The following is a 26072-nucleotide window of genomic DNA, read 5'->3' on the forward strand; positions in this document are numbered from 1 at the left end:
TGACACGCGCCGGGAGCGCGTGCTCCGGGACGGGGTGCGGGCGACCGCGCGCCCGTGTCACGGAGGGGCGTTCCGGCAGGTTCCGGCCTCGGGCGGCGATTCTGCGCCACGACCGGGGCCTTGCCGCAAGCCCCCTGGCCCGCGGTACGCTGAAGGGGGCAAGGAGAGGGAGATCTCCTTGCCCTTCGTCGTGCGCGCGGCCTACCCGACCTGGTTGTACATCGCCCCGGCGGCGGGCCAGCCCATCGGCTGCGGCGCGGGCTCCGGTTCCGGCTGCGTGCGGCCCCTGACCTGGGCGGCGGTCAGCCCGCCGTTGCGCAGGCCGGGCATCGCCGTCTGGCCGAGCCCGGCGGCCGGAGCGGGACTCATGCCCGGCATCCCCGGCATCCCGGGTGCGCCGGGCATGTTCGGCATGGCCGGCGCGGGGCCCTGCGCGACCGCGGGCATCGGCGCGGGCGGCATCTGGGCCACTGCCGGCACGGGCTGTTGCGGTGGCGCGGCCGGCGGCATGGGAGCCATGGGCGGCATCATGGCGGGCGCCGGTGCGGGGGCGGGCATCATGGCGGCGGCCGGAGCGGGCGCGGGCATCATGGCGGCCGCCGGAGCCGGGGCGGGCATCAGACCGGGCATGCCGCCGGGCAGCTGTGCCGGAGCCTGGGCCGGGCCCGGCCAGGTCTGCGCGGGCGGCAGGCCCGGCATCGCGGAGGCCTGCGCGGCCAGCGGCATGCCGACCCCGTTCGTCTCGCTGATCAGACGGTCGACCGCCGCCGTGCCCGAGCTGTAGCCGGTCCCTGTGCTGGGCTCGGGCACGGCGGCTCCCCTCCTGGACCCGTAGAGCACCTGCTCCAGGCCGGACACCAGGCGACGCACGTCCACCTGGGGGCGCACCACGAGTCTCAGGAAGCGACTGGACGAGCCGATCTTGTTGCCGCACTCGCGGACCAGGATCCGGTGCTCGGTGAGCAGCCGGTCGCGGACGACGGTGCCCTCGGCGCCCACCGGCAGCCGTACGAACAGGAAGTTGCCCTGCGAGGGGTAGACCGTCAGACCGGGCAGCGCGGTCAGCTGACGGGCCATGTCGAGCCGGTCACGGCGCACCAGGTGCAGGCTCTCCATGTACTCGGCGCCGTGCTCCTTGAGCATGAAGACCACGGTCTCGGCGAAGGAGTTGAGGTTCCACTTGGGCAGCATGGAGCGGATCTTGCCCGCGAGCGCGGGGTTGGCCACGAGGTAGCCGAAGCGGATGCCGTGCAGGCCGAAGTTCTTGCCGAGGCTGCGCAGCACGATGACGTTGGGCCGCAGCACCGCCTCCTCGACGACACTCGGCTCGTTCTCCGCGTCCGCGAACTCCAGGAACGACTCGTCGATGATCACCAGGTCCAGGTCCTGGAGCGCGTCCATGAAGTTCACGACCGTCTGCCGGCTCAGGAAGCCGCCGTCGGGATTGTTGGGGTTGCAGATGACGGCGACCCGGGTGCCCCGGGCACGGATGAACTCGACGTACTTGGCGGGGTCCAGGGCGAAACCGGTGGACTCCTGGAGCGGGAACATGTCCACGCGCTTGCCGGTCTCCATCGGCTGGTCGGTCCAGCGGCCGAAGGTGGGGACGGGGATGGCGAGGGACTCGCGGACGAGCAGGTGGTCGATCCAGGTGATCAGTTCCGTTGATCCGTTGCCCATGGCGACACAGCTCGGCGGGAGGCGGAGCAGCGCGCACAGTTCGGCCGTGATGGTGTCGGCGCTGCTCGGGTAGTACGTGATGATCTCGCGCAGCCGCCCGGCCAGTTCGTCGAACATGCCGGGGGTGGGGAAGTACGGGTTGCACGGGATGCAGAAGTCGATCGGGCCGACTCCGTCGCTCTCGCGGGCGAGCGCAGCCATCGAGGGGCTGTGCGCCGCAGTGCCGCGGAACAGCGAGGCGACGTTGTCGGCCATGGAACCTCCGTCTCTGGGTGGCCCGTGCGGGGGAGCACGGGCCGCCCTCTCATACGGAGACGGGGGTGGTGCTGTTCAACTCGTGAGAATCCGGTGACGGTCCGGTCTCCGGGGCAACCTCAGGGGCCCGGACCGCGTCCGCGCGAGGCTCCGCGGGCGTCAGGCGCTGAAGGAGTGCACCGTCGTCGTGCGGTAGGTGCTGCCCGGGCGCAGCACCGTCGAGGGGAACGCGGGACGGTTCGGCGAGTCGGGGAAGTGCTGCGTCTCCAGGCACATGCCGTCGCCCTGCCGGTAGGTGCGCCCGGAGGTGCCCACCAGCGTGCCGTCCAGGAAGTTGCCGGAGTAGAACTGCACGCCCGGCTGGTCGGTCGCGATCCTGAGGGTGCGGCCGGAGCCCGGGTCGCGCAGGGTGGCGATGTGCTCGGGCCGGGCGGTGACGCCCTTGTCGAGCACCCAGTTGTGGTCGAAGCCCTTGGCGGTGACCAGTTGGGGGTGGCCGGCCCGGATGTCGCGGCCGACCGGCTTGGCGCGCCGGAAGTCGAAGGGGGTGCCGGCGACCTTCGCCAGCTCGCCGGTGGGGATCAGTCCGGCGTCGGTGGGCGTGAAGCGCCCGGCGGCCAGGGTGAGTTCGTGGTCGTAGATGCCGCCGCTGCCCTCGCCGGCGAGGTTGTAGTAGGTGTGGTTGGTGAGGTTGACGACCGTGGCCCTGTCGGTGGTGGCCGCGTAGTCGATGCGCCAGTCGCCGTGCCGGGTGAGCGTGTAGGTGACCGTCACCCGGAGCGTGCCGGGGTAGCCCATCTCGCCGTCGATGCTGGTGTAGTGCAGGCGCAGGCCGACGTCGGAGCCCGAGGTGAAGCCCTCGACGTCCCAGACCTTGGTGTTGAAGCCCTTGGCCCCGCCGTGCAGGCTGTTCACACCGTCGTTGACGGAGAGCTGGTAGCTCTTGCCGTCGAGGGTGAAGCGGCCGCCGGCGATGCGGTTGCCGTAGCGGCCGATCGTCGCCCCGAAGAACGTCGTGCCGGCGACGTACGACGCCAGGTCGCCGTAGCCGAGGGAGACGTTCGCGTAGCGGCCGTGCCGGTCGGGGATCTCCAGGGACTGGACGATCCCGCCGTAGGAAATGACCTTCAGACGTGTGCCGCCGTTCGCGAGCGACCAGCGGTGGACCTTGGTGCCGTCGGCGAGCCTGCCGAAGAGCTCCTTCACCGGCTTCCCGGCCCCGGTGCCGGCGTGTGCGGTCCCGGCGGTGGCCGCGGTGACGCCCGCGGCCGCGGCCGCGGCGATGATCGTTCGTCTGCTGGTTTCCATGTGCGGCTCCTGCAGTGGAAGTTGAAGGCCCCCACCGAGGTGGGGGCCCTGGCGACTTACGAACCGACCTTGCGCTTGTTCCACACGTCGAACCCGACCGCTGCGAGCAGTACCAGTCCCTTGATGACCTGCTGCCAGTCGCTGCCGATGCCGACGAGGTTCATACCGTTGTTCAGCACGCCCAGGACGAGACCACCGATGATCGCGCCGAGGACCGTGCCCACGCCGCCGCTCATCGACGCGCCGCCGATGAACGAGGCCGCGATCGCCTCCAGTTCGAAGTTCAGACCGGCCTTGGGCGAGGCCGCGTTGAAGCGGGCGGCGAAGACCAGACCCGCCAGGGCCGCGAGCATGCCCATGTTCAGGAAGACCAGGAAGGTGACCTTCTTGTCCTTCACGCCCGACAGCTTCGCCGCCGGGAGGTTGCCGCCGATCGCGTAGATGTGCCGGCCGATGACCGCGTTGCGCATCAGGTAGCCGAAGCCGGCGACCAGCACACCGAGGATCAGCAGGACCACCGGGGCGCCCTTGTAGCTGGCGAGCAGCATGGTGACGGTGAGCACGGCGGCGATCAGCGCGACCAGCTTGAGCAGGAAGAGGTTCCTGGGCAGGACGCCGAGGGAGAACTCCTGCTGACGCTTGCGGTCGCGGACCTCCTGGAACACCACGAAGGCGATCAGGGCGATGCCGAGCAGCAGCGTCAGATTGTGGTAGTTCGTGTCCGGACCGACCTCGGGAAGGAAGCTGTTGGCCACCTTCTGCAGGCCCTCGGGGAACGGGCCGATCGTCTGGCCCTTGAGGAAGATCTCGGTCAGACCGCGGAAGGTCAGCATGCCGGCCAGGGTCACGATGAACGACGGTATGCCGAGATACGCGATGAGGAAGCCCTGCGCGGCACCCGCCGCGGCGCCGATGGCCAGGCACAGCACCAGGGCGAGCGGCCAGGAGATGTCGTGGTTGACCATCAGCACGGCACCCACCGCGCCCACGAACGCCGTCAGCGAGCCGACCGACAGGTCGATGTGGCCCGCGATGATGATGAGCATCATGCCGATCGCGAGGATCAGGATGTAGCTGTTCTGCAGCACCAGGTTGGACACGTTGCGCGGCAGCAGCAGGTCGCCGTCGGTCCACACGGCGAACAGGACCACGATCAGGCCCAGGGCGAACAGCATGCCGTACTGCCGCATGTTGCGGCGCATGCCGTCGAGGAGCAACTGCAGCAGACTCTCACCGGCGGCCGGTCCGCTCTTGCCCGGCGGCGCGGGGGCCGGCGTCTTGGCGGTCACATCCGTGCTCATCGCGTTACCTCTTTGTCCTTCGTCATCTGACGCATCAGCGATTCCTGCGAGGCCTCCGCCCGCGAGAACTCACCGGTCAGCCGTCCCGCTGCCATCGTGTAGATGCGGTCGCACATGCCGAGCAGCTCCGGCAGCTCGGAGGAGATGAAGACGACCGCCTTGCCCTCGGCCGCCAGCCGGTCGATGACCGTGTAGATCTCGAACTTGGCGCCCACGTCGATCCCGCGGGTCGGCTCGTCCAGGATCAGCACCTCGGGCCCGGCGAAGATCCACTTGCTCAGGACGACCTTCTGCTGGTTGCCGCCCGACAGCTTGCCCACCGGTTCGAACACCGTGGGTGCCTTGATGTTCATCGACGTGCGGAAGCCCTCGGAGACCTGGCGCTCCTCGTGCTCGTCGACGACCCCGCGCCGGGCGACCTTGCCCAGGGCGCTGAGCGTGATGTTGCGGTTGATCGTGTCGATGAGGTTGAGGCCGTAGTGCTTGCGGTCCTCGGTGACGTAGGCGATCCCGTGCCCGACCGCCTCGGACACGGTCTTCGTCCGGATCTCCTTGCCGTCCCTGAGCACCGTGCCGCCCGCGTAGCGGCCGTAGGCGCGCCCGAAGACGTTCATCGCCAGTTCGGTGCGTCCGGCGCCCATGAGCCCGGCGATACCGACGATCTCACCGCGGCGCACGGTGATCGACACGTCGTCGACCACCTTGCGCTGCTGGTCGATCGGGTGGAACACGGTCCAGTCGCGGATCTCCAGGGCGGGCGCGGCGCCCTCCTCCGGGTGGTGCGGGGTCCGCTCCGGGAAGCGGTGTTCCAGGTCGCGGCCGACCATGCCGCTGATGATCCGGTCCTCGGTGGTCTCCGCGGCCTTCACGTCGAGCGTCTCGATGGTCCGGCCGTCGCGCAGGATGGTCACCGAGTCCGCGACCCGCTCGATCTCGTTCAGCTTGTGGGAGATGATGATCGAGGTCATGCCCTGGTTCTTCAGCTCCAGGATGAGGTCCAGGAGCTTGCCGCTGTCCTCGTCGTTCAGGGCGGCGGTCGGCTCGTCCAGGATGAGCAGCTTCACCTTCTTCGACAGCGCCTTCGCGATCTCGACGAGCTGCTGCTTGCCCACGCCGATGTCGGCGACCCGGGTCTGCGGGTTCTCGTCGAGCCCGACCCGCCGCAGCAGCTCTGAGGCGTGCCGCAGTGTCTCGGTCCAGCTGATGAGCCCGCGGGTGGCGTGCTCGTTGCCGAGGAAGATGTTCTCCGCGATGGAGAGGTAGGGAACCAGGGCCAGCTCCTGGTGGATGATCACGATGCCGTGCTGCTCGCTGGCCCTGATGTCCTTGAAGGTGCAGACCTCCGACTCGAAGAGGATGTCCCCTTCGTAACTCCCGTGCGGGTGAACGCCGGAGAGGACCTTCATCAAGGTCGACTTGCCGGCGCCGTTCTCCCCGCAGATGGCATGGACCTCGCCCTGCTGGACGGTCAGGGTGACGTCCGACAGCGCCTTGACGCCGGGAAAGGTCTTGACGATCGAGCGCATTTCCAGGACGGGTCCCGCCATGGTCGTGCCTTCCAATCACTAGGGGGTGGCGGTTACTTGAGGTCGCTGTCCTTGTAGTAGCCGGTGGCGACGAGTTCCTTCTCGTAGTTGGTCTTGTCGACGCTCACCGGCTGCAGCAGGTAGGCGGGGACGACCTTGGTGCCGTTGTCGTAGGTCTTGTCGTCGTTGATCTCGGGCTTCTTGCCCTTGAGCGCCGCGTCGACCATGTTCGAGGCCACCGTCGCGAGCTTGCGGGTGTCCTTGTAGACGGTCATCGTCTGCTCGCCGGCGATGATCGACTTCACCGACGCGAGCTCGGCGTCCTGACCGGAGACGATCGGCAGCGGCTTGCTCTTGGACCCGTAGTCGTCCGACTTCAGCGACGACAGGATGCCGATGGAGATGCCGTCGTAGGGCGAGAGCACCGCGTCGACGTGGGCCGTCTTGTACGCCGAGGTCAGGATGTCGTCCATGCGCTTCTGCGCGGTGCCGCCGTCCCAGCGCAGCGTGGTGACCTGGTTCAGCTGCGTCTGGCCGGACTTGACGACGAGCTGCTTCTTGTCGATGTAGGGCTGCAGGACGCTCATCGCGCCCTGGAAGAAGTACTTCGTGTTGTTGTCGTCGTTCGAGCCCGCGAACAGCTCGATGTTGAACGGGCCCTTCTTGCTGCCGTCCTTCAGGCCGAGCTTGTCGACGATGTAACCCGCCTGCAGCTCACCGACCTTGGTGTTGTCGAACGACGCGTAGTAGTCGACGTTCTTGGTGCCGAGGATCAGGCGGTCGTAGGAGATCACCGGGATCTTGGCGTCGGCGGCCTGCTGGAGCACGTTGTTCATCGACTTGTTGTCGATGGCCGCGATGATCAGGGCCTTCACGCCCTGCGTGATCATGTTCTCGATCTGCGAGACCTGCTGGTCCGGGTCGTCCTCACCGAAGGCCAGCTTGGTCTTGTACCCCTTGGACTGGAGGTCCTTGACCACGTTGTTGCCGTCCCCGATCCAGCGCTCGGAGGACTTGGTCGGCATCGAGATGCCGATGGTGGCGCCCTTGATGTCCTTGCTGTCGCTCTTGCTGCCTCCGTCGCTGTTCTGGCCGCAGGCGGACAGGGACAGGGCGAGGGACGCGGCGCCGGCTATGGCGGTGAGGGCAGCTCTGCGATTACGCATGATCATCTTCCTTGATGTCGTGGACCGGACTCGGCCTCGCGATGCGGGGTCGCTCCGAGGGGCGTGCGAGGAAAGGACCGAGGAGAGGTGTGTGGGATTGTGCGCGGCCGTGTCGGCTTTTGTGAAGGGGAGTTGGTCGGAACGTTATGAGGAGGTGTCAAAACGCGACAGTGGACCGGGAGTTCGTGATCCGATCGGTGCCATATCGGTGTCCGCGCCGTGCCGGGCGAGCAGGTCCAGGGCGAGCCGGCCGCGCCGCACCCGCTCCCGGGCCGTGTTCAGGGTCAGATCCCGCAGATGGTGCCCGTACGGGTAGATCCCGGGGGCCTTGGACAGGCCGAACTTCAGGTAGATCGGTGCGCCGCGCCGGATCAGCTCGGCCACCTCGTACATCCGGACGTACCCGCCGAGATCGTCGGGGGCTTCGATGTACATGTCCATGGGTGCGGCCGAAACCCGGCGTATCTCGGTGAGGTGATCGAGCGTCAGGTCGCTCGGCACGTTCACGGAGTCCGCGCCGAGCCTTTCGTATACCGCGTACGAGGCCGGGTTGACCGGCCCCACGAGTGCCGAGAGCTTGAGGGTCGTGTCGGCCGGGACGATCCCGGCGACCCGCGCCCGGTGCAGCGTCCACAGCACGCCCTCGTCGGCGACGAGCAGGCATTTGACGCCCAGCTCCGTCGCCCTGACGGCGTCCTCGACACAGCCGGCCACCGCGTCGTGGCCGCGCGCGCGCAGTCCGCCGCCGCGGGAGTCGGAGCGCACCGAGCCACCGATGTCCCAGGTGCCGCGCGGGCCGGTGAACAGGCACAGCTCGATGTCGCGGGCCGCCGTGGCCTCGACCATCTCGGTGATCTCGGCGTCGGTCAGCATCCAGACACCGCTGCCCTGGCTGATCCGGTGGATCGGCACGTCGAGCCGCGAGGACTCCTTGAGGACCACGGCCAGGGCCTCGGGGCCCTCCACGGACGGCACCTCGGTGCGCCAGCGACCGCCTTCCGGGAAGCTGTGCGGCGAGGCGTCGGCGGGAGAGAGGGCGGGCGCGCCCAGGCCGAGCGCGGCGAGGGCCTGCTCGCCGGGTCGACGGGGAACCGTGGGAGAGGGGTCGGTCACTGGCTGTCCTTCATGTTCGTGATTTCGGACGAGGTTCGCGGCTTTCGGTGCGCGGGGGCCGGGTGGTGCGCCGGTACGGGGCCGTCAGGTGTCCCCGTACCGGCGCACGGCTAAGGACGCAGAAGGACCTTGCCCACCGCGGGATCGCCGGACCCCGCCAACTCGATGGCCTCGGCGAACCCGCTGAGCGGCAGTTCGTGCGTGACCAGCGGCAAGGGGCTGAGCAGCCCCGCGCCGAACACCCGCACCGTGTGCGCCCACGCCTCCGGCGGCGCCCCGAACACGGTGTGCACCTCCAGCTGCCGTACGACGAGATCGGTGGGGTCGAGCCCCTCGGCGCCCGGCGCCGGGATGCCCGTGAGGACCAGGCGTCCGCCGCGCCTGAGCAGGGAGGCGGCGGTGCGCGCGGCGGACGCGGACCCGGCGGTCTCGATGACGACGTCGAAGTCGGCGGGGAGCTCCTGGTCCTTGGTGCGGAAGTCGGTGGCGCCGAAGGTCCGCGAGAGCTTGTCCCGGTCCGGACGGGTGCCCACGACGAGCAGCTCCGCGGGGGAGCCCGCCCGCAGGAACTGCACGGCGAACATCCCGAGCGTCCCCGTGCCCACCACCGCGACCCGCTCACCCGGGCGCGAGCCGGCCTTGAGCGCGGCCGCCGCGACGCAGGCGGCCGGCTCCAGGAGGGCCGCCGCCGTCAGATCGGCCTCGTCCGGCAGGACGTGCAGCAGGCGCGCGGGCAGGGTGAGCGTGGTGGCCATCGCGCCGGGCTGGGTGAAGCCCGTCTCCTCGTACCCCGCCGTGCACAGCGTGGTCTCGCCCGCGTGGCAGCGGTCGCAGACCTGGCAGTTGCGGAAGCCCTCGCCGACGACCTTGCGGCCGACCAGGCCCGCGGGCACCCCGGCGCCCACCTCCGCCACCGTCCCCGACCACTCGTGCCCGGGAGTGAGGGGGTAACGGACGTACCCCTCGGGCCGGTTGCCCTGGTACACCTCGCGGTCGCTGCCGCAGACCCCGACGGCGTGCACCCGCACCAGCGCCTCGCCCGCGGCCGGCGGCACCGGCTCGTGGGCGGTCAGCCGGTGCTCGCCCGGCGCCTCGACGACGACCGCGGTGCTCACTGCGTCCCCTTCGGCCTGCGCTGCTCCCAGCCGTCCGCCCAGAGATCGAAACGGGCCTGCTGCTGCGGGAACTCGGCCGCCGCGTCGACGTCCAGCTCCACGCCGAGACCGGGCTCGTGGGACAGCTCGAAGTAACCGTCGACGACCTGCGGGGCGCCCTTCACGACCTTCTTGATCTCCGCGTCCGCGAAGTCGTTGAAGTGTTCCAGGATCTTGAAGTTGGGCGTGCTGAAACCGACTTGCAGGGAGGCAGCGGTGAGGACCGGACCGCCGACGTTGTGCGGCGCGACGAGCACGTAGTGGGCCTCGGCGGTCGCGGCCAGCTTCCTGGTCTCCCAGATCCCGCCGAGATGACCCACGTCCGGCTGGATGATGTCGACGGCCTGGCTCTCGAACAGCTCACGGAACTCGATCCGGTCGTGGATCCGCTCGCCGGTCGCGACCGGGATGTCGACCTTGGCGGCGACCTTCTCCAGCGCCTTCAGGTTCTCCGGCGGCACCGGCTCCTCCAGCCACGCGGGCTTGAAGGGCGCGAGCTCGCGGGCGAGCCGGACGGCGGTCGAGGGCGAGAACCGGCCGTGCATCTCCAGCATCAGCTCGGTCTCGGGGCCGATCGCGTCCCGGACCGCCTCGATGAGCGAGACGGAGTACAGCGTGGCCTCGTGGTCGAGCTCGAAGTGGCCGGTGCCGAACGGGTCGATCTTCAGGGCCCGGTATCCGCGGGCCACGACCTCCTGGGCGGCCTTGTGGTACGCCTCCGGGGTCCGCTCGGTGGTGTACCAGCCGTTCGCGTACGCCTTGACGCGGTCGGTGACCTTGCCGCCGAGCAGCTGCCAGACGGGGACGCCGAGCGCCTTCCCCTTGATGTCCCAGCAGGCCATCTCGATGACGGCGATACCGGACATCACGATCTCTCCGGCGCGCCCGTAGTCGCCGTACTTCATGCGCCGGACGAGGTCCTCGACAGCGAACGGGTCGGAGCCGAGAATGTGGTTGGCCTCCGCTTCCCGCAGATAGCCGAGCAGCGCGTCGGTGTGGCCCAGCATGCGGGTCTCGCCGACTCCGGTCAGGCCCTCGTCGGTGTGCACCTGGACGTAGGTCAGGTTCCGCCAGGGCGTCCCGACCACGTGTGTGCTGATTCCCGTGATGCGCACGGCAGTTGCCCCCTGTGCTCTTGCGTTCTGTTCGAAATTTCGTCACACGTTCGAAATGCTGGCGTGACAGTAAGGACGCGGCCCCGGGGGTGTCAATGGGTCGAACACGGTCTTCGGCGACGGATTTTGCCGGTATGCCTCGGGTCGTCGCACACGTGCCGCTGTGAACGAGGCGCGCGGCGCGCCGGAATCGACGGTTCAGCACACAACTTTCACAGCCGTGACTATCGACGGGACGCATGAGGAACTTAGTCTTCCGGCGTCATGGACTACTGCGACCCGTGCCGAAGGCACCTCAACGGCGCCCTTGCCTGCCCGGGGTGCGGCACCTCAGCCGAACAGCTCCGCCCGTCCGCGGACCGTACGCGGATCCGTCCGGAACCGGACGCGGGTGCGAACCCGCACGACTCGGACGACGGATACGGAAGCGACCGTACGAACGACCCCACGAACGACCACGAGCACGCGTACGCAGAAGCGGGCGACGAGCACGCGGACGACGCCGAGGACGCCTACGGCGCCGAGGACGACGACGGCGACGCGGACGACGACGGGGCCGAGGGAGGCCGCCGGGGCCGCCGGTCCGGCGGGCGGGGACGGCGCGGGCCCGCCGCGGGCGGCGCGAGCCGGCGCGACCGCAAGGCCGCCGCGCACCGCAGGCGCCGCCGCAGGGTGCTCTTCTCCGTGGCCGGGCTGGTGCTCGCCGGGGGCGGTCTGAGCCTCGCCGAACTCGGTGTCGACGCGCCCGGAGTGGCTCCGCACGCGGCGAGCGCGGACGCTTCCGCCGACGGGGGCTCAGGCGCCTCCGCGGAGCGTTCGGCGCGGCCGGGGGGTGGCGCCGGGGCGTCCGGGAGCGGGGCTCCGTCCGCGAAGGGCTCACCGAGTGCCTCGGCCTCGCCCTCCGCGTCCGCGTCAGCCTCCGCGTCCTCGAAGGAGGACGCGGACCCGGACGGGAAGGACACGAAGGGGTCCGCGTCGGCCGGGGCGGGGGGCGGGGCGTCGGCGTCCGTTCCCGCGTCCTCCGTGCCGACCCGGGCGCAGACGACTCCGCCGGCCGCGCCCACGTCGGCGCCGGCGACTCCGGCGCCTTCTCCTTCGCACACGTGCAATCGCTTCTTGTGGTGGTGCACGTAGGGTTCCCACCCCGCCCCGGGGGCTGCCGCCCCCGGCCCCCCGCTTTGGCCTGAACGGCCTCGTCCTCAAGCGCCGGACGGGCTGAAATACCTGACCTGGCCGTCTGCCTTCGAGCGCAGGCGCGCATCTCCAGCCCGTCCGGCGTTTGAGGACGAGCCCTTCGGGCGACGGCTGGGGTCCAGGGGGCGCAGCGCTCCTGGCGGGGGGCCGGGGCGGCGCCCCTAGGACGGTGGGCGGGGTTACGGCGTCAGCATGCGCTGGAGCAGATCCCGCAAAGACACCCGCTCCTCACGCGACAACCCCGCGAGCGGCTCCCGGGCGAACCGCAGCGACTCCCGCAGGGAACGCGCCACCCGCACCCCCTCCTCGGTCGCCGCCGCCAGCTTGACCCGGCGGTCGGAGGGATCCGGCCGCCGCTCCACCAGCCCCCGCGCCTCCAGCCGGTCGACGATCCCCGTCACGTTCGACGGCTCGCACTTCAGCTTCTGTGCCAGCCTCCGCATCGGCAGCGGCTCCAGGGACAGCAGACCGAGCAGCCGCGCCTGCGCCCCGGTGAGGGCGTGCTCGGCGGCGGCGTCCTCGTACTCCTCGTGGTACCGGGACACGACCGTACCGATGAGGTCGACGACCTCCAGGGTGAGAGGGTCGATCCGGGGCGTCTTCTGGGTGACCATGGCCTCCAGGCTACTCCCTTACTTGACATCATGAAATATTTAGGAGCATGGTTGTTTCAGGTAGTGAAGTATTAGAGCCGTAGTGCGCAGGCAAGCGTGCATGCAGGAAAGGCACACACCCTCATGACCGACACCCAGCTCCCCTCCGTCAGCCGCGAATGGCACCTGACCGCCCGCCCGGTCGGCTGGCCGAAGCCCGAGGACTTCGCCCTGGTCGAGGCGGAGGTCCCGCAGCCCGGGGAGGGTCAGGTCCTCGTACGCAACAAGTACGTCTCCGTCGACCCGTACATGCGCGGCCGGATGAGCGCCGCGAAGTCGTACGCCGCTCCCTACGAGCTGGGCAAGGCGATGCAGGGCGGTGCGGTCGGTGAGGTCGTCGCCTCCCGTGCCGAGGGGATCGAGGCCGGTGACCACGTCCTGCACTTCCTCGGCTGGCGCGAGTACGCCGTCGTGGACGCCAAGCAGGCCGTCAAGGTCGACCCGGAGGCCGCGCCGCTCTCCACGTACCTCGGTGTCCTCGGCATGACCGGCCTCACCGCCTACGCGGGCCTCCTGCGCGTCGCCTCCTTCAAGGAGGGCGACTCCGTCTTCGTGTCGGGCGCGGCCGGCGCGGTCGGCAGCCAGGTCGGGCAGATCGCCAGGCTCAAGGGCGCCTCGCGGGTCATCGGGTCCGCGGGCTCGGACGAGAAGGTCAAGCTGCTCGTCGAGGAGTACGGCTTCGACGCCGCGTTCAACTACAAGAACGGCCCGGTGGCCGAGCAGCTGCGCGAGGCCGCTCCCGACGGCGTCGACGTCTACTTCGACAACGTCGGCGGTGACCACCTGGAGGCCGCCATCGGCCGGCTGAACCGGGACGGCCGCATCGCGGTCTGCGGCATGATCTCCGTCTACAACAACACCGAGCCCGCCCCTGGTCCGAAGAACCTCGCCCGGCTCATCCAGACCCGCGGCCGCATCCAGGGCTTCCTGGTCGGCGACCACTACGACCTGCAGCAGGAGTTCGTCCGGGAGGTCGGTGCCTGGGTCCGCTCCGGCGAGCTCAAGTACAGCGAGACCGTCGTCGAGGGTGTCGAGAACAACCTGGAGGCGTTCTTCGGCGTCCTGCGCGGCGACAACGTCGGAAAGATGATCGTCAAGCTCTGAGGTCCCGGCGGGGCTTCTGCTGGTCTTCCGGTATGCGGTAACTTCTTTCCGAAGCTGTCGCGATCGTGGGCGCGAGTCGCGGCGGACCGAGGAGGAACGCACCGTATGTCCATCCAGCAGTCCGACGTCCTGTACACCGCCGTCGCCACCGCGTACAACGGCCGCGACGGCCGGGTCGCCACCGACGACGGCAGGCTCGACGTCGTCGTGAACCCGCCGAAGGAACTGGGCGGAAGCGGCGCCGGGACCAATCCGGAGCAGCTCTTCGCCGCCGGGTACAGCGCCTGCTTCCAGGGCGCGCTCGGCGTCGTCGCCCGCGGCCGGAACGTCGACCTCACCGGCTCGACGGTCACCGCCCGGGTCGGTCTGGGCAAGAACGACGACGGGTTCGGCATCATCGTCGAGATCTCCGCGACCGTCCCGGCCGTGGACGCGGCGACGGCGCGGGACCTGGTCGAACAGGCCCACCAGGTCTGCCCGTACTCGAAGGCGACCCGCGGCGACGTCACGGTGACGCTCGTCTGACGGGTCCACCGGCCACGGCGCGGGCCGCACCCCGGGAAAGGGGTGCGGCCCGCGCCGCGATCGTGGGCGCGGCGACCGGACCCGGCGCGGCGCCCTGCGCGACGGCAGCCCGCGGAACGGGACTTCGGGTACGCCCGTGGAGGTGGAAAGGGGCGTCGGGTACGGCCGCGGACCGGTGCGTCGGGTACGCGCGCGGACCGATACGGCCGCGGACCGGTGCGGGGAGGCGTACCCGCCCGGCGTTTCCCCGGGCGGTCCGGCGCCGCGGCTTCACGACCGGCCCGGCGCCGCGCTCCGCGACCGGTCCGACGCCCCCTCCCGCGGTGCGGAAGGCCACCGGTGTCACCGATGCCGTGGACGGCGCATCCCCGGCGGGCCGGAGCGGGCATGCTGGAGGTGGGCACCGGCGCGACGGACGGCCGCGCGGGCCCCCGGTGCCGCGCGTGGCGAGGAGGGCCCATGTCCCTGATTCCGTCGCTCCCCAGCAGGGACGAGCTGCTCCGCATGGCGCGCACCACGACGGACGTCACCGGCCAACTCCTCGACACGGCCGGGAACATCACCAGGATCGCGCTCAACACCCTCGACCCCCGCGACGGTTCCGGCGCGGAGGCGCTGCGGGTGCTCCGGGAGACCACGGCGGAGCTGGCCGAGGCGAGCGCGTCGCCGCAGGCACAGGAGGCCTTCTACCGGATCGTCGACACGCTGACCCGGCTGGGGACGACCGGGGCACCGCTGGCCATGCATCCCGTGAGCGAACCGGCCCGGGTGCTGCTGGCCGCCGTGGGCGACAGCCTGCTGCCGGTCCTCGACGCGGTGGAGCCCGCGGTGCAGGAAGCGGCCGCCGCGCTCGGGGAGTTGCTGGAGGCGGGGTCGCCGCTGCTCCCGACGGCGGCCGGGGTGGCGGCGGGGGTGCTGCTGGGGTCGACGCCGGTGATCCGCGCCGCGGCCGAGGTCCTGCGCGACTCCTCCCCGGAACTCCGGCGCATCGCGGACGCGTTGACCGCGGCGCTGGCCCCGCTGCTGCCCGTGCAGGTGGCACTCGCCGAGCGGGCGGCCACGGCGGGGGCGGGGGTGGTCCGGGCCGCGCTGCCGCCGCTGGCCGACCTCACCGAGGCGGCGGCCGCCACGACGAGCGCCGTCCGTCCGGTCCTGATCGCCGGCGAGGAACTCCTCGTCTCCGGCCTCGAACATCTCCAGCCTCTGCTGCTTGCCTCGGCGTCACGGGCGGGACGGGTGGCCCGGGCGGCCGCGGTCCGGGTCTCGGCGGCGGTGGCGCCCGCGGCGGACGGCGGTGTGGTGGTCGCGGTGGCGCCGGTGTAGGCCCGCCGGGCCGGCCCGGCCGGGGACGCCGGGCGCGGGGGAGGGCGGCCGGCGCGCCGGTAAGGTGGCCCGCATGCGTGATCTCGGGGCAGGGTTCCACTACCTCATACAGGGCCAGCGATGGGTCGCACGGCACGGGAAGCAGTACGGATTCGGCCTGCTCCCCGGGCTGATCACCCTGGTGCTGTACGCGGCGGCACTCATCGCCCTGGCCCTCTACGGCGAGGACTTCGTCACCTGGGCCACCCCCTTCGCGGACCACTGGACGAGCCCCTGGGCGGGCCTCTTCCGGGGCTTCCTGACCGCCGTGCTCTTCGCCCTCGCCCTGCTGCTCGCCGTCGTGACCTTCACCGCGGTCACGCTCCTCGTCGGCCAGCCCTTCTACGAGTCGCTCTCCGAGCGGGTCGACCGCGACGTCTCGCCGGACGGCACCGCTCCCGAGTCCGGGCTGCCGCTCTGGCGCGAGCTGTGGATCTCCGCGCGCGACAGCCTCCGCATCGTCGTACGCGCACTGGTCTGGGGCATCCTGCTCTTCGCCCTCGGCTTCGTGCCGGTCGCCGGGCAGACGGTCGTCCCGGTGATCGGCTTCTTCGTCACCGGCTTCTTCCTCACCGAGGAACTGACCGCGGTGGCCCTCCAGCGCCGCCGCGTCGATCTCCGCGCCCGGCTCACCCTGCTGCGCTCCCGGAAGATGCTGGCCTGGGGCTTCGGCACTCCGCTCGGCCTCGCCTTCCTGGTCCCGGTCGTCGCCGTCTTCCTGATGCCGGGAGCGGTCGCGGGCGCCACGCTGATGGCCCGTGACCTGCTCGGCGAGGAGACGGGCGAGTCCCGCGCGGACCAGGAGGACCCGGGGAATCAGGAGGACCGCGAGATGGGGGCGACGGCGTGAACCGGGTCCTCGCCGTCGCCGCCACCGTCCGGGTCAGTCCCGGGTGCTCGCCGTCCCGCTGACGCCGGGCGCCTCGGCACCCGCCGCCACCGTCAGGATCGCCCGGACCTGCGCGATGATGTCCAGCCGGTTGCGCACGAACCCCGGGTCGGTGACCGCGCCGGTCGACGGGTCCGTGTTCCCGGCGCCGAACTCCAGCACGGGCGTGTGGACATGGCCGCCCGGCAGGCTGTCGTGCAGACCGAGGCGGTCGCGCAGCAGCGTCGCACGGTAGGCGATCTCGTTGGAGAGGTAGTCACCGCCGCCCCCGGCACGCGCCGTCGAGCCCGCGGTCGGACCGTCCGGACGTACGACCGGATCGGTTCCGCCCGCCGGGATCTCGGTCACCGACGTGTGGTCGTACACCGGGAAGCGGCCCGTGTCCGCGGCCACGATCCGCGCGTACGGGAGGGTCGTCGACGTCCACTGCGGCTGCGAGGCGGGATCGGCGACCGGGACCGTGCCGGTCACCGAGACGTTCTCGTTGTCCGGGAAGCCGCCCCGCCAGGCTCCGTTGGTGCGCTCCACGTCGATGCGGCCGACACGTCCCTGACTGACCGTCATGAATAGATCCATGTGCGGTAGTTGGCGCCGCAGGGTCCGCTCCACCGTCCCCTCGGCGAAGTCCCGCCAGCGGACGGGGAAGACGACCGTCTCGACCCGCGCGGGTCCGTCCGCCGTCCGGATCGTCGTGCCGTCGAGGGCGAGTGCGGTGGCCCCGGACGGATTGGAGATCCGGACGTCGCGGTCCAGGGTGAACGGGTCGAACCCGGTGACCAGGATCCGCTTCACCCCCTCGGCGCGCGGGCGGCGGACGTCCTCCTGGCCGCGCGAGGTCCGCTCCAGCGTGTCCAGCAGCCTGGTGCGCCGGGCGTCCGAGAGCCCGAAGGGCGGTTCCCACCGCCGTACCTCGCGGGTCATCCCGAGCCGCGCCCAGTACAGCGGCCGGTCGTCGTCCCGGCTCAGGTCACCCCTCGCGGGGCCGCGTCCCTGTGCCCGGTCCACGGCCCGCCGCCACAGCCGCGCGCCCTGCTGTGCGACCAGCCGCTCGGCCCGCGCGTACGAGGCCGTCCGCTCCAGGGCACGGGCGAACTCCGGGGCCACCGAGTCGAATCCGGAGCGCCGCAGGATCTCCTGGGGCGCGGCCAGACCGAGGCGCTGCTCCTCGACGGTGGCGGGGCCGGGGGAGCGGGGGCCGGTGGTGGCGGAGTCCGTCACGCCGGAGTCCGTCGCGCCGGAGTCCGCCGCGCGGGGGTGTGCGGCGGCCGACGCGGAGGGGGCGGCCTCGGCCCCCGTCAGCAGGGTCAGTGCGAGTAATCCGATCCGAACGCCTTTGCAGATCAAGGGAGTTCATGCCTTCCGTCGCCGTGGGGTGCTTCCGGACGGCCGCAGTATCGCGTGACGGAGGGGACGTACGCCATGACGAGTGACCTCCAGGACCCCCTTGCGCGCGGGAGCGACAGGGTGCGCGGTGTCGCGGGACCGGTGCGACGGGCCTCCGGGGTCACACCGGAATCCGTGCCGCGGCCTCCCGCGGCGCGCCCAGGAACGCCTCCGTGGCCGGAGCCGGGGACCGCCCCCGCGTACACCGCACGGGCCGGTGCCCCCTCGTCGCGCACCGGAAGCAGGACGACGTCCGGTCGTACGGTCCCGGCGGCCGGTGCCGGGACCAGGGTCACCCCGAGACCGGCGGCGACGTACCCGAGCTTCGCGGTCCACTCGGCCACCACGTGCGCGACCCGCGGACGGAAACCGTGCCGCAGGGCCGCGTCCAGAAGGGTGCCCTCGGGGCGGGCGGAACCGGATATCCAGTCGGCGTCGGCGAGTTGGGGCAGCCGTACCGACCTCTCGGCGGCGAGCGGATGACCGGTGGGCACGGCGGCGTGCAGCGGCTCGTCCAGCAGATGGTGCAGGGTGTGGGCCTCCAGGGGGGGGCACGGCCCGTCGTCGAGACGATCGCCAGGTCCAGGTGGCCCGCGGACAACCGGTCGAGCAGCACGGGGGTCAGCCCCTCCTCCCGGCTGAGCCGTACCTCGGGACGGCGGGTGCGGAAGGCGGCGATGGCGCGCGGCACCAGCGCCGCGTCGGCCGTGGCGAAGGCGCCGAAGCGGAGCCGGCCGCCCGCCGCCTCGCGCAGCGCGGCCAGTTCCCGTCCGGCGCCGTGCAGCCGCTCGACCACCGTCCCGGCGTACGGCACGAGCACCCGGCCCGCCTCCGTCAGCCGGACACCCCGGGGCAGCCGGTCGAAGAGCGGCGCCCCGCCGAGCGCGGACTCCAGCGAGGAGATCTGGCGGGAGACCGCGGACTGCGTCCAGCCGAGCGTCCGCGCGGCCACGGTGAACGAACCGTGCCGGGTCACCTCGAGGAAGACGCGCAATCAGGTGGTGGAGAGACCGGGTACGTCATGCGGGTCGGGCATGGGAGCCGTGCTAGACATTCGCTTGCCGCATCACCGGGGCACGCCTAGCGTCGGGGACATGGAAAAGATCGCATTCCTCGGACTCGGTCACATGGGCGCGGCGATGGCGCGCCGACTCCTCGACGCCGGGCACCCGTTGACCGTCTGGAACCGGACCGCCGCGAAGGCGGACCCACTGGTCGCCGCCGGGGCCACGCTCGCCGCCTCCCCGGCCGATGCCGTCCGGGACGCCGATGTGGTGATCACCATGCTCGCCGGGCCCGCCGCGCTCGGCGAGGTCGCGGACGCCGTCGTGCCGCAGCTGCGCCCGGGCACCTACTGGGTGGAGATGTCGACGGTCGGCCCGGACGTGGTGAAGGAGCTGGCGGCCCGGCTGGGCGAGGGCGTACGGCTCGTCGACGCGCCGGTGGCCGGCAGCACGGACAAGGCGGCCGCCGGACAGCTCGGGATTCTCGCGGGCGGCGACGCGGCCGGTGTGGAACGGGTGCTCGCCCCTCTCGGCACGGTCACCCGCACCGGCCCGTCCGGGTCCGGCGCCGCGCTCAAACTCGTCGTGAACACCGCCGTCCTGGGCGGGGTCGCCCTCGTCGCCGAGGCCATGGTCCTCGCGGACGCGCTCGGCCTCGACGAGGAGACGGTGCGCCGCTCGCTCGCGGGCGGACCGCTCGGCGGCGCGGTCGGCCGTGCCTTCGCCGAGGACGTGCACTTCGGTACCGCGCTCGCGGTGAAGGACGTGGCCCTCGCCACGGACAGCGCCGAACTCCCCGCCATGCGGGCGGTGCTGGAGCACTACCGGCGGGCGGCGGCCGATCCCGCCGTCGCCGACGGGGACATCGCGCTGGCCGTCGGGCGCATCCGCCGGAATCAGGCCTGAGGAGGCTCCGCGCGGATCACCCTCGACAACCCGGCCGGTGCGCCCCCGCCCGCCAACGATGACTACTCCCAGGGGGCCCGCGTCGAACTCGCGGGCGGCGCAGCCCTGTTGTACCTGTCGGGCCAGGTCGCGGACGGCGCCGACCTGGCCGAACAGAGCCAGGGCGTCTTCGTGGACGATCGACGCGCTGCTGCGGGCGCACGGCGCGACGCTCGCCGACGTCATCAACATCCGCACCTGCCTCACGGATCATCACCGGGCTGCCCGAGTACGGCGCCGTGCGCGCCCGGTATCTCACCGGCACCCCGCCCACCAGCATGACCTTCGAGGTCTCCCGCCTCTTCAGGCCGGAGGCGCTGGTCGAGATCGAGGTCGTCGCCGCCGTGCCCGCCGTCCGGGGGCCGGAGTGATCCCTTCCGGGTGATACTGCCGCGTATGAGGGCCATCAAGGCGGCGAACCTGGGCGTCCTCTTCCTGCTGGAGCTCGCCGTCCTCGTGGCCGCCGGGTACTGGGGGTTCAGCGGGGAGCGGGCGGCACCGGTGAGGTGGCTGCTCGGCCTCGGCGCCCCGGCCGTGCTGATCGCGCTCTGGGCGCTGTTCGGCTCCCCGAAGTCGCCCCGCAGGACCCGTGGCGCGGTCCGGGCCGGCTTCGAACTGCTCTGGTTCGGGGCGGGGGCGGCGGCCTCGGCCCTCGCCGGGGCCGCGGGCTGGGCCGTCGCGCTCGCGGCGGTCTGCGTGATCAGCAAGACACTGGCGGTCGTCTGGCGGCAGTGAGTCCGGTGGCGGCCGGGCGACGGCGTACCGGTCCGCCGGGCCCGCCGAGGGGGCGAGAGGGAGCCTCGTCGGCGGCCCGACCGGCCGTCGGGGCCCCGGAGGGACCCGGTCGCCGCGTCCCCGCGCCGACGGCGCCGGGGATCAGGCCTCGCCCAGCAGCACCAGGAAGTCCCGGAAGGCGGCCGGCATGTCCACCGACTCCGGGTCCAGCAGCCACTGGTACTGCAGCCCGTCCATCACGGCGACCAGCAGCGGGGCGGCACGCTCCGGCGTGAGCCCGCTCGGCAGCCGTTCCCCGTACTCGGCGCGCAGCAGCTGCGCCATGCTCGCGCGCACGGCGGCATACCGCCGGGTGAAGAACTCGCGCGCCGGATGCCCCTCCGTGACGCTCTCGCCGAGCAGCGCCGAGAAGGTCTGCACGATGCCGGGCCGCATCGCGTTGTACTCGGTGAGCGAGGCCAGCAGATCCAGCCGCCACCGGCTGTCGGGCACGGCGTCCCACTGGTCGCGTTCCTCGAGCACCGCGACCAGCAGGGTGTCCTTGGTCGGGAAGTGGTGCAGCAGTCCCTGCTGGGTGAGGCCCACCCGCTCGGCGACGGCGGCCATGCTCGCGCCCCGGTAACCGCGTTCGGCGATCACCTCCAGGGCCGCCCGGACGATCTCCGCGCGCCGCTCCTCGCTCCTGGTCCTGCTCGTCATGGCGCCACCGTACGGGATCCGCTCCACCCGGACATCACGGCCGGGAAACGAAACCTACCGCTCTACAGGCAACGGGTGCAGGATGAGAGCGTCCGACGGAGGCCGCGGCCGTACAGCCGTACCACCGCGCGGACTTGACGGGCTGCCCGGAGTTCTCGGGCCACGCGGGCTACACGGGTTTCACGGACTTCAACGAGGAGGTGCCACCGTGACGGAGGCAGCGGAGACAGCGGAGAGCCGGACCGTCATCAGGGGCGGCGACGCGGCCGACCGGGCGCGCGAGGCGGTCGTCGAGGCGGCCCTCGGCAGGCTCGACCTGGACACCAAGGCGCGACTGCTCTCGGGGCAGGACATGTGGTCGCTGCCCGAAGTCCCCGAGATCGGACTGCGCTCCCTCGTCATGTCCGACGGCCCGATCGGCGTGCGGGGCGTGCGCTGGACCGCCGACGACCCGTCCGTCGCCCTGCCCTCGCCGACCGCGCTCGCCGCCACCTGGGACCCCGGCCTGGCCCACCGCGCCGGCGTCCTCCTCGCCCAGGAGGCCCGCCGCAAGCACGTCCACGTGCTGCTCGCGCCGACCGTCAACCTGCACCGCTCACCGCTCGGCGGACGCCACTTCGAGGCGTACAGCGAGGACCCGTACCTGACCGGACGCATCGGTACCAGCTACGTACGGGGCGTGCAGTCCGGCGGCGTCGGCACCACCGTCAAACACTTCGTGGCCAACGACGCCGAGACCGACCGCTTCACGGTCGACAACCGCATCTCCGGACGCGCCCTGCGCGAGCTCTATCTCGCCCCCTTCGAGGCGATCGTCGCCGACGCCCGCCCCTGGGGCATCATGACCGCCTACAACTCGGTCAACGGCACCACGATGACCGAGCACCACCGTCTCGTGAACGGGATCCTGCGCGGCGAGTGGGGCTTCGACGGCTTCAACGTCTCCGACTGGACGGCCGCCCGCTCGACCGTGGGCGCGATCGAGGGCGGCCTCGACGTCGCCATGCCCGGTCCCGGGACCGTGTACGGCGAGGCGCTCGCCGCCGCCGTCCGCGCGGGCCGGACCGAGGAGGCGAGGGTCGACGAAGCCGTCCGCAACGTCCTGCGGCTCGCCGCCCGCGTCGGCATCCTGGCGGGCGCCGAACCGGCCGTCACCGAGCTGCCGAAGCCGGTGGACGGAGAGTCCCTGGCCCGCGAGATCGCCCGCCGGTCCTTCGTCCTCGTACGCAACGAGAACGCGGCGCTGCCGCTGCGCCCCGGCACGGTGGCGCTGAGCGGAGCCGCCGCCCGCGACGCCCGGGTCCTCGGCGGCGGCTCCGCCACCGTCTTCCCCGCCCACGTCGTGTCGCCGCTCGACGGACTCACCGCCGCGCTCCCCGAGGGCAGCCTGACCTACGCGGTCGGAGCCGACCCGAACGAGGAACTCGCCCCCGCCGACAAGGGGTTCGTACTCCGCGCGGAGTGCCGCGACCGGGCCGGCCGGGTGATCGGCAGCGGCTCCGCGCCCAACGGCCACCTCCAGTGGATGGGCGACGACCTGCCCGAGGGCGTCACCCACGACACCCTGCACACCGTGGACCTGCGGGGCACCTTCACCCCGCGGGTGACCGGCACGCACGTCCTCGGCATCAAGGGCCTCGGCGCGTTCACCCTCACCGTCGGCGGTACGGTCCACTTCGAGGGCACCCAGCTCCCCACCGAGGACAGCCCGTTCACGGCGTTCTTCGGCGCCCCCGAGGAGCGCGCCCGGGTCGATCTCACCGCCGGCGAGACCTACGAGGTGTCCCTGCGCCAGGTGGTCGTCCACCCCGAGGGCGCGCCCCTGCGGATGGTCGGCTTCACCCTCGTCCACCAGGAACCGCGGCGCGATCCCGACGAGCTGATCGCCGAGGCGGCCGAGGCGGCCCGCGCAGCGGACACCGCCGTCGTGGTGGTCGCCACCACCGAGCGCGTCGAGTCCGAGGGCTTCGACCGCGAGAACCTCCGGCTCCCCGGACGCCAGGACGACCTGGTGCGCGCCGTCGCCGCCGCCAACCCGAACACCGTCGTCGTCGTCAACTCCGGCTCCCCGGTGGAACTCCCGTGGCGCGAGGAGGTCGCCGCCGTGCTGCTCACCTGGTTCCCCGGGCAGGAGGGCGGCAGCGCCCTCGCGGACGTCCTCACGGGCGCCCACGAGCCCGGCGGCAGGCTGCCCACCACCTGGGGACCGCTCGCGGACGCCCCCGTCACCCAGGTGGTCCCCGTCGACGGGGAACTCGCCTACAGCGAAGGTGTCTTCATCGGACACCGGGCCTGGGAGAGGGCGGGCAGGACCCCCACGTACCCGTTCGGGCACGGCCTGGGCTACACCGACTGGGCGTACGAGGCGGTCGTACCGTCCACCGGTCGCGGCGAGGGCGGCGCGGACAGTGCCGCGTCGGTGACGGTCCGCGTCCGCAACTGCGGCGCACGTCCCGGCCGCGAGGTCGTCCAGCTCTATCTGACGCCGGTCGAGGCGGACGGCGAGCGCCCGGTCCACGGGCTCGCCGCCTTCGCCGCCGTGGAGGCCGGGCCGGGCGAGAGCGCCGAGGCCGTGCTCGACATCCCCCGCCGGGCCTTCGAGATCTGGGACGAGGACGCGGGCGCATGGGTGTTTGTGAAGGGTTCGTACGAGGTTGCCGCCGGCCGCTCGATCACCGACCGCCGGGTCGTGGCGACGATTAACGTCTGACCCGGGACGAGCCCCTCCCGAGCAGCCCCGGTCCGGAACCTGACCTCCGGACCGGGGCTCGTCGGTTCCCGGCCGCCCAGGCCGCCCCAGATGTCCCGGACATCCCTGACGGTCCCGAACCGCTCAGGCGCCCGCGTCCCCCGGGCGCGCGTTCCTCAGGAGCGCACCCCGAACCCGTACACCGTCTCCGAGCGGTACGTCTCGCCCGGTTGCAGCCGGGTGCTCGGGAACTCCGGCCGGTTGGGGGAGTCGGGATAGTGCTGCGTCTCCAGCGCGATCCCGTCGCCGGGCGCGAACGGGTCGCCCAGGTGGTCCCCGGTGTAGAGCTGGATGCCGGGCTCGGTGGTCGCGACCGTCAGCACCCGCCCGGAGGACGGGTCGTGGAGCTCCGCGATCCCGACCGCGTCCGCCGTCGTCCCCTTGTCCAGCACGAAGTTGTGGTCGTACCCGGCCCCCGTCCCGCGCGCCGTCCGGAAGTCGAAGCGCGTGCCGTCCACCGACTCCAGCGGACCGGTGGGAATCAGGTCCGCGTCCACCGGCGTCAACCGTGAGGCGGCCAGCCGGAGTTCATGCCCGCCCGCGTTCCCCGAACCGGCCAGGTTCCAGTACGAGTGGTTCGTCAGGTTCACCACCGTCGGCGCGTCGGTGACCGCCTCGTACGTGATGCGCAGGGCGCCCGCCGCGTCCAGCGCGTAAATCACCGTGACCTCCAGGCGGCCCGGGAACCCCTCCTCGCCGTGCGGCGAGACCCGGGTGAGCCGCAGCCCGTGCCCCACCGGCTCCGCGTCCCACACCCGCTTGTCGAAACCGCGCTCCCCGCCGTGCAGGGAGTTCGGGGCGTTGTTCTGCGCGAGGTGGTAGGTGACACCGTCGAGCGGGAAACGGCCGCCGGCGATCCGGTTGGCGTACCGCCCGACCAGCGCCCCGAGATAGGGGTCCGGGTGCGCGAGATACCCGTCGAGGCCGGGGAAGCCCAGCACCACGTCCGCGCGGTGCCCGTCCCGGTCGGGGATCTCGACCGACTGGACGATCCCCCCGTACGTCAGGATCCGCACCCGCACCCCGGCACGCTCCAGCGTCCAGCGGTGGACCGGGCTGCCGTCGGGAAGGGTGCCGAAGAGTTCGCTGTCCATGATCGGAAGCCTAGGCCAACGACCTGTGCGCACCACCCCGGGCGGCCCGGCCGCGCACGTCCCGGCACGCCCGTCCACCGGGCAGGACGACAGTCCTCAGCCCGCCGGCCGCCGGGCCGTCACCACCCGGTAGGCCAGCTCCGCGAGCCGGGCCTGACCGTCCTTGCTGGGATGGAACCAGTCCCAGTGGCTCAGCTGGTCCGTGCCGAAGCGGAAGCCGAAGACCGCGCCGCCGTCGAAACGGCAGCGCGGGTCCTTGGCGCACACGTCCCCGAGCACCGCGTTGTACTGCTCCACCCGGTCCTGCACCTTCGCCCGCCGCAGCGTCGCCCGGGTGCCGAGGGAGTCCGCGTCGGCCAGCATCGAGGGGCAGATGCCCAGCTTCCAGATCTGCCGGCCCAGCGCGTTGCCGCGCCCCTCGGACCACAGCCGCTTCAGGTCCGGCACGCTCGACACGTACACCTGGGTGCGCGGCAGCTCCTCGCGCAGGGTCGCCATCGCGTCCTGGAAGTCCGCGCGGAAGTCGGCGACCGAGGTCATCGCCGACACCGAGGAGCGGCAGGCGTCGTTGGCACCCACCATCACGGTCACCAGCTCCGGCTCGCGGGCGACGGCCCGCGCCATCTGCCCCGGCAGGTCCGCCATCCGCGCACCGGTCACGGCGTAGTTCCAGCTGCGCTCGGCGGCCCCCTCCCGTCCGAGCAGCCGCACGGCCAGACTGCGGACCCCGGTGTCGGTACCGGTCGCCCAGGAGACCTCGGGGCAGTCGGACAGCACCGTGCAGGCGTCGAAGCCCCGGGTGATGGAGTCCCCGACGGCGGCCACCGAGCGGGGACTGCGGTTCCACAGGGGCGCCGGCTTCGCGGACGTACGGCTCCCGGCGCTGCCGTGCGAGGAGGGGGAGCCGCCACCGGAGCCGTCGCACCCGGCGACACCCAGCAGGGCCGCCGCGACCACGGCGAGGACCGCGCGCGGACGGTGGCTGCGGATGCGCATCCCCTGCTCCCCTCGTTCGTTGAACATGTCTGGTCAGCACCTGACCGACACGGTCGGCCGACATCCCGCGGTACACGATCGGTCGCGCCGCGTCCCCTCGGGTGAAACCTCAAGGTTTATGG

The 26072-nt window shown here is 71.9% G+C and carries 23 protein-coding genes and 1 pseudogene; 9 read left to right on the forward strand and 15 right to left on the reverse strand.

What is annotated here, in order from left to right; translation table 11 throughout:
* Positions 1-201 precede the first annotated feature (201 nt).
* From OG776_RS28115 to OG776_RS28150, 8 genes are all read right to left on the reverse strand, one after another.
* The gene (locus tag OG776_RS28115; RefSeq protein ID WP_148013829.1) at positions 202-1935 is read right to left on the reverse strand and encodes a pyridoxal phosphate-dependent aminotransferase; all 1734 of its coding nucleotides are present in this window, start codon (positions 1933-1935) and stop codon (positions 202-204) included.
* Between the two features lie 159 nt (positions 1936-2094).
* Positions 2095-3243: an aldose epimerase family protein gene (locus tag OG776_RS28120; RefSeq protein WP_329322720.1), complete on the reverse strand. Its 1149-nt coding sequence runs from the start codon at positions 3241-3243 to the stop codon at positions 2095-2097.
* 56 nt (positions 3244-3299) lie between these two features.
* Positions 3300-4544 (reverse strand): multiple monosaccharide ABC transporter permease, encoded by a 1245-nt coding sequence (gene mmsB, locus OG776_RS28125; protein WP_148013827.1) that lies wholly within the window; start codon positions 4542-4544, stop codon positions 3300-3302.
* Positions 4541-6091 carry a multiple monosaccharide ABC transporter ATP-binding protein gene (mmsA, locus tag OG776_RS28130; RefSeq protein WP_148013826.1) on the reverse strand — a complete coding sequence of 517 codons (1551 nt, stop codon included), beginning with the start codon at positions 6089-6091 and terminating at the stop codon, positions 4541-4543. Before mmsA ends, mmsB begins: the two co-directional genes overlap by 4 nt.
* A 32-nt stretch (positions 6092-6123) precedes the next feature.
* On the reverse strand, positions 6124-7242 hold the full coding sequence (gene chvE / locus OG776_RS28135) for a multiple monosaccharide ABC transporter substrate-binding protein (protein WP_148013825.1): 1119 nt from the start codon (positions 7240-7242) through the stop codon (positions 6124-6126).
* 138 nt (positions 7243-7380) lie between these two features.
* Positions 7381-8349 carry a hypothetical protein gene (locus OG776_RS28140; RefSeq protein ID WP_148013824.1) on the reverse strand — a complete coding sequence of 323 codons (969 nt, stop codon included), beginning with the start codon at positions 8347-8349 and terminating at the stop codon, positions 7381-7383.
* Positions 8350-8459: 110 nt separating this feature from the next.
* Positions 8460-9464 carry a zinc-dependent alcohol dehydrogenase gene (locus OG776_RS28145; protein ID WP_329322721.1) on the reverse strand — a complete coding sequence of 335 codons (1005 nt, stop codon included), beginning with the start codon at positions 9462-9464 and terminating at the stop codon, positions 8460-8462.
* Positions 9461-10618: a mandelate racemase/muconate lactonizing enzyme family protein gene (locus OG776_RS28150; RefSeq protein ID WP_148013822.1), complete on the reverse strand. Its 1158-nt coding sequence runs from the start codon at positions 10616-10618 to the stop codon at positions 9461-9463. Before OG776_RS28150 ends, OG776_RS28145 begins: the two co-directional genes overlap by 4 nt.
* Positions 10619-10882: 264 nt before the next feature.
* Between OG776_RS28150 and OG776_RS28155 the strand changes: the two genes are divergently transcribed.
* Complete coding sequence (locus tag OG776_RS28155) at positions 10883-11752, forward strand: SCO2400 family protein (protein WP_329322722.1); 870 nt, start codon at positions 10883-10885, stop codon at positions 11750-11752.
* 239 nt (positions 11753-11991) lie between these two features.
* Here the strand turns inward: OG776_RS28155 and OG776_RS28160 are convergent, their stop codons facing one another.
* The gene (locus OG776_RS28160) at positions 11992-12426 is read right to left on the reverse strand and encodes a MarR family winged helix-turn-helix transcriptional regulator (protein WP_329322723.1); all 435 of its coding nucleotides are present in this window, start codon (positions 12424-12426) and stop codon (positions 11992-11994) included.
* Positions 12427-12549: 123 nt separating this feature from the next.
* On the opposite strand from OG776_RS28160, the gene OG776_RS28165 reads away from it, so the two are divergent.
* The 4 genes from OG776_RS28165 (at position 12550) to OG776_RS28180 (ending at position 16306) form a co-directional block, all read left to right on the forward strand.
* Entirely contained in the window at positions 12550-13569 is a 1020-nt protein-coding gene (locus OG776_RS28165; RefSeq protein ID WP_148013819.1) for an NADP-dependent oxidoreductase, read from the forward strand.
* Between the two features lie 105 nt (positions 13570-13674).
* Positions 13675-14094 carry an organic hydroperoxide resistance protein gene (locus OG776_RS28170; protein ID WP_148013818.1) on the forward strand — a complete coding sequence of 140 codons (420 nt, stop codon included), beginning with the start codon at positions 13675-13677 and terminating at the stop codon, positions 14092-14094.
* A gap of 459 nt (positions 14095-14553) precedes the next feature.
* Positions 14554-15417 carry a hypothetical protein gene (locus OG776_RS28175; RefSeq protein ID WP_148013817.1) on the forward strand — a complete coding sequence of 288 codons (864 nt, stop codon included), beginning with the start codon at positions 14554-14556 and terminating at the stop codon, positions 15415-15417.
* 73 nt (positions 15418-15490) lie between these two features.
* The gene (locus OG776_RS28180) at positions 15491-16306 is read left to right on the forward strand and encodes an EI24 domain-containing protein (protein ID WP_148013816.1); all 816 of its coding nucleotides are present in this window, start codon (positions 15491-15493) and stop codon (positions 16304-16306) included.
* A gap of 33 nt (positions 16307-16339) precedes the next feature.
* On the opposite strand, the gene OG776_RS28185 is transcribed toward OG776_RS28180, so the two are convergent.
* The 3 genes and pseudogenes from OG776_RS28185 to OG776_RS28195 all read right to left on the reverse strand — a co-directional run.
* Positions 16340-17689 (reverse strand): pyroglutamyl-peptidase I family protein, encoded by a 1350-nt coding sequence (locus tag OG776_RS28185; protein ID WP_329322724.1) that lies wholly within the window; start codon positions 17687-17689, stop codon positions 16340-16342.
* Complete coding sequence (locus OG776_RS28190; protein WP_329322725.1) at positions 17686-18222, reverse strand: LysR substrate-binding domain-containing protein; 537 nt, start codon at positions 18220-18222, stop codon at positions 17686-17688. The genes OG776_RS28185 and OG776_RS28190 overlap by 4 nt, the downstream gene beginning before the upstream one ends.
* A 122-nt stretch (positions 18223-18344) precedes the next feature.
* Positions 18345-18704, reverse strand: a pseudogene (locus tag OG776_RS28195) (LysR family transcriptional regulator); the annotation flags it as partial.
* A gap of 118 nt (positions 18705-18822) precedes the next feature.
* Between OG776_RS28195 and OG776_RS28200 the strand changes: the two are divergent.
* The 3 genes from OG776_RS28200 (at position 18823) to OG776_RS28210 (ending at position 20412) form a co-directional block, all read left to right on the forward strand.
* A complete protein-coding gene (locus OG776_RS28200; protein ID WP_329322726.1) occupies positions 18823-19638 on the forward strand; it encodes an NAD(P)-dependent oxidoreductase in 816 nt (271 codons plus the stop codon).
* A gap of 278 nt (positions 19639-19916) precedes the next feature.
* Positions 19917-20048, forward strand: coding sequence for a hypothetical protein (locus OG776_RS28205; RefSeq protein WP_315986956.1), 132 nt, complete (start codon positions 19917-19919; stop codon positions 20046-20048).
* 25 nt (positions 20049-20073) lie between these two features.
* Positions 20074-20412 (forward strand): YrdB family protein, encoded by a 339-nt coding sequence (locus tag OG776_RS28210; protein WP_148013813.1) that lies wholly within the window; start codon positions 20074-20076, stop codon positions 20410-20412.
* 141 nt (positions 20413-20553) lie between these two features.
* Here OG776_RS28210 and OG776_RS28215 read toward each other — a convergent pair whose 3' ends face one another.
* Positions 20554-21129: a TetR/AcrR family transcriptional regulator gene (locus OG776_RS28215; protein WP_329323772.1), complete on the reverse strand. Its 576-nt coding sequence runs from the start codon at positions 21127-21129 to the stop codon at positions 20554-20556.
* A 190-nt stretch (positions 21130-21319) separates the two neighbouring features.
* Here OG776_RS28215 and OG776_RS28220 point away from each other — a divergent pair, with 190 nt between their 5' ends.
* Positions 21320-23821 carry a beta-glucosidase family protein gene (locus OG776_RS28220; protein WP_443077291.1) on the forward strand — a complete coding sequence of 834 codons (2502 nt, stop codon included), beginning with the start codon at positions 21320-21322 and terminating at the stop codon, positions 23819-23821.
* A 155-nt stretch (positions 23822-23976) separates the two neighbouring features.
* Here OG776_RS28220 and OG776_RS28225 read toward each other — a convergent pair whose 3' ends face one another.
* Complete coding sequence (locus tag OG776_RS28225) at positions 23977-24954, reverse strand: aldose epimerase family protein (RefSeq protein ID WP_148013811.1); 978 nt, start codon at positions 24952-24954, stop codon at positions 23977-23979.
* 96 nt (positions 24955-25050) lie between these two features.
* On the reverse strand, positions 25051-25950 hold the full coding sequence (locus tag OG776_RS28230) for an SGNH/GDSL hydrolase family protein (protein WP_329323774.1): 900 nt from the start codon (positions 25948-25950) through the stop codon (positions 25051-25053).
* Positions 25951-26072: the final 122 nt, after the last annotated feature.

Source organism: Streptomyces sp. NBC_01689, from assembly GCF_036250675.1.
Classification (GTDB): Bacteria; Actinomycetota; Actinomycetes; order Streptomycetales; family Streptomycetaceae; genus Streptomyces.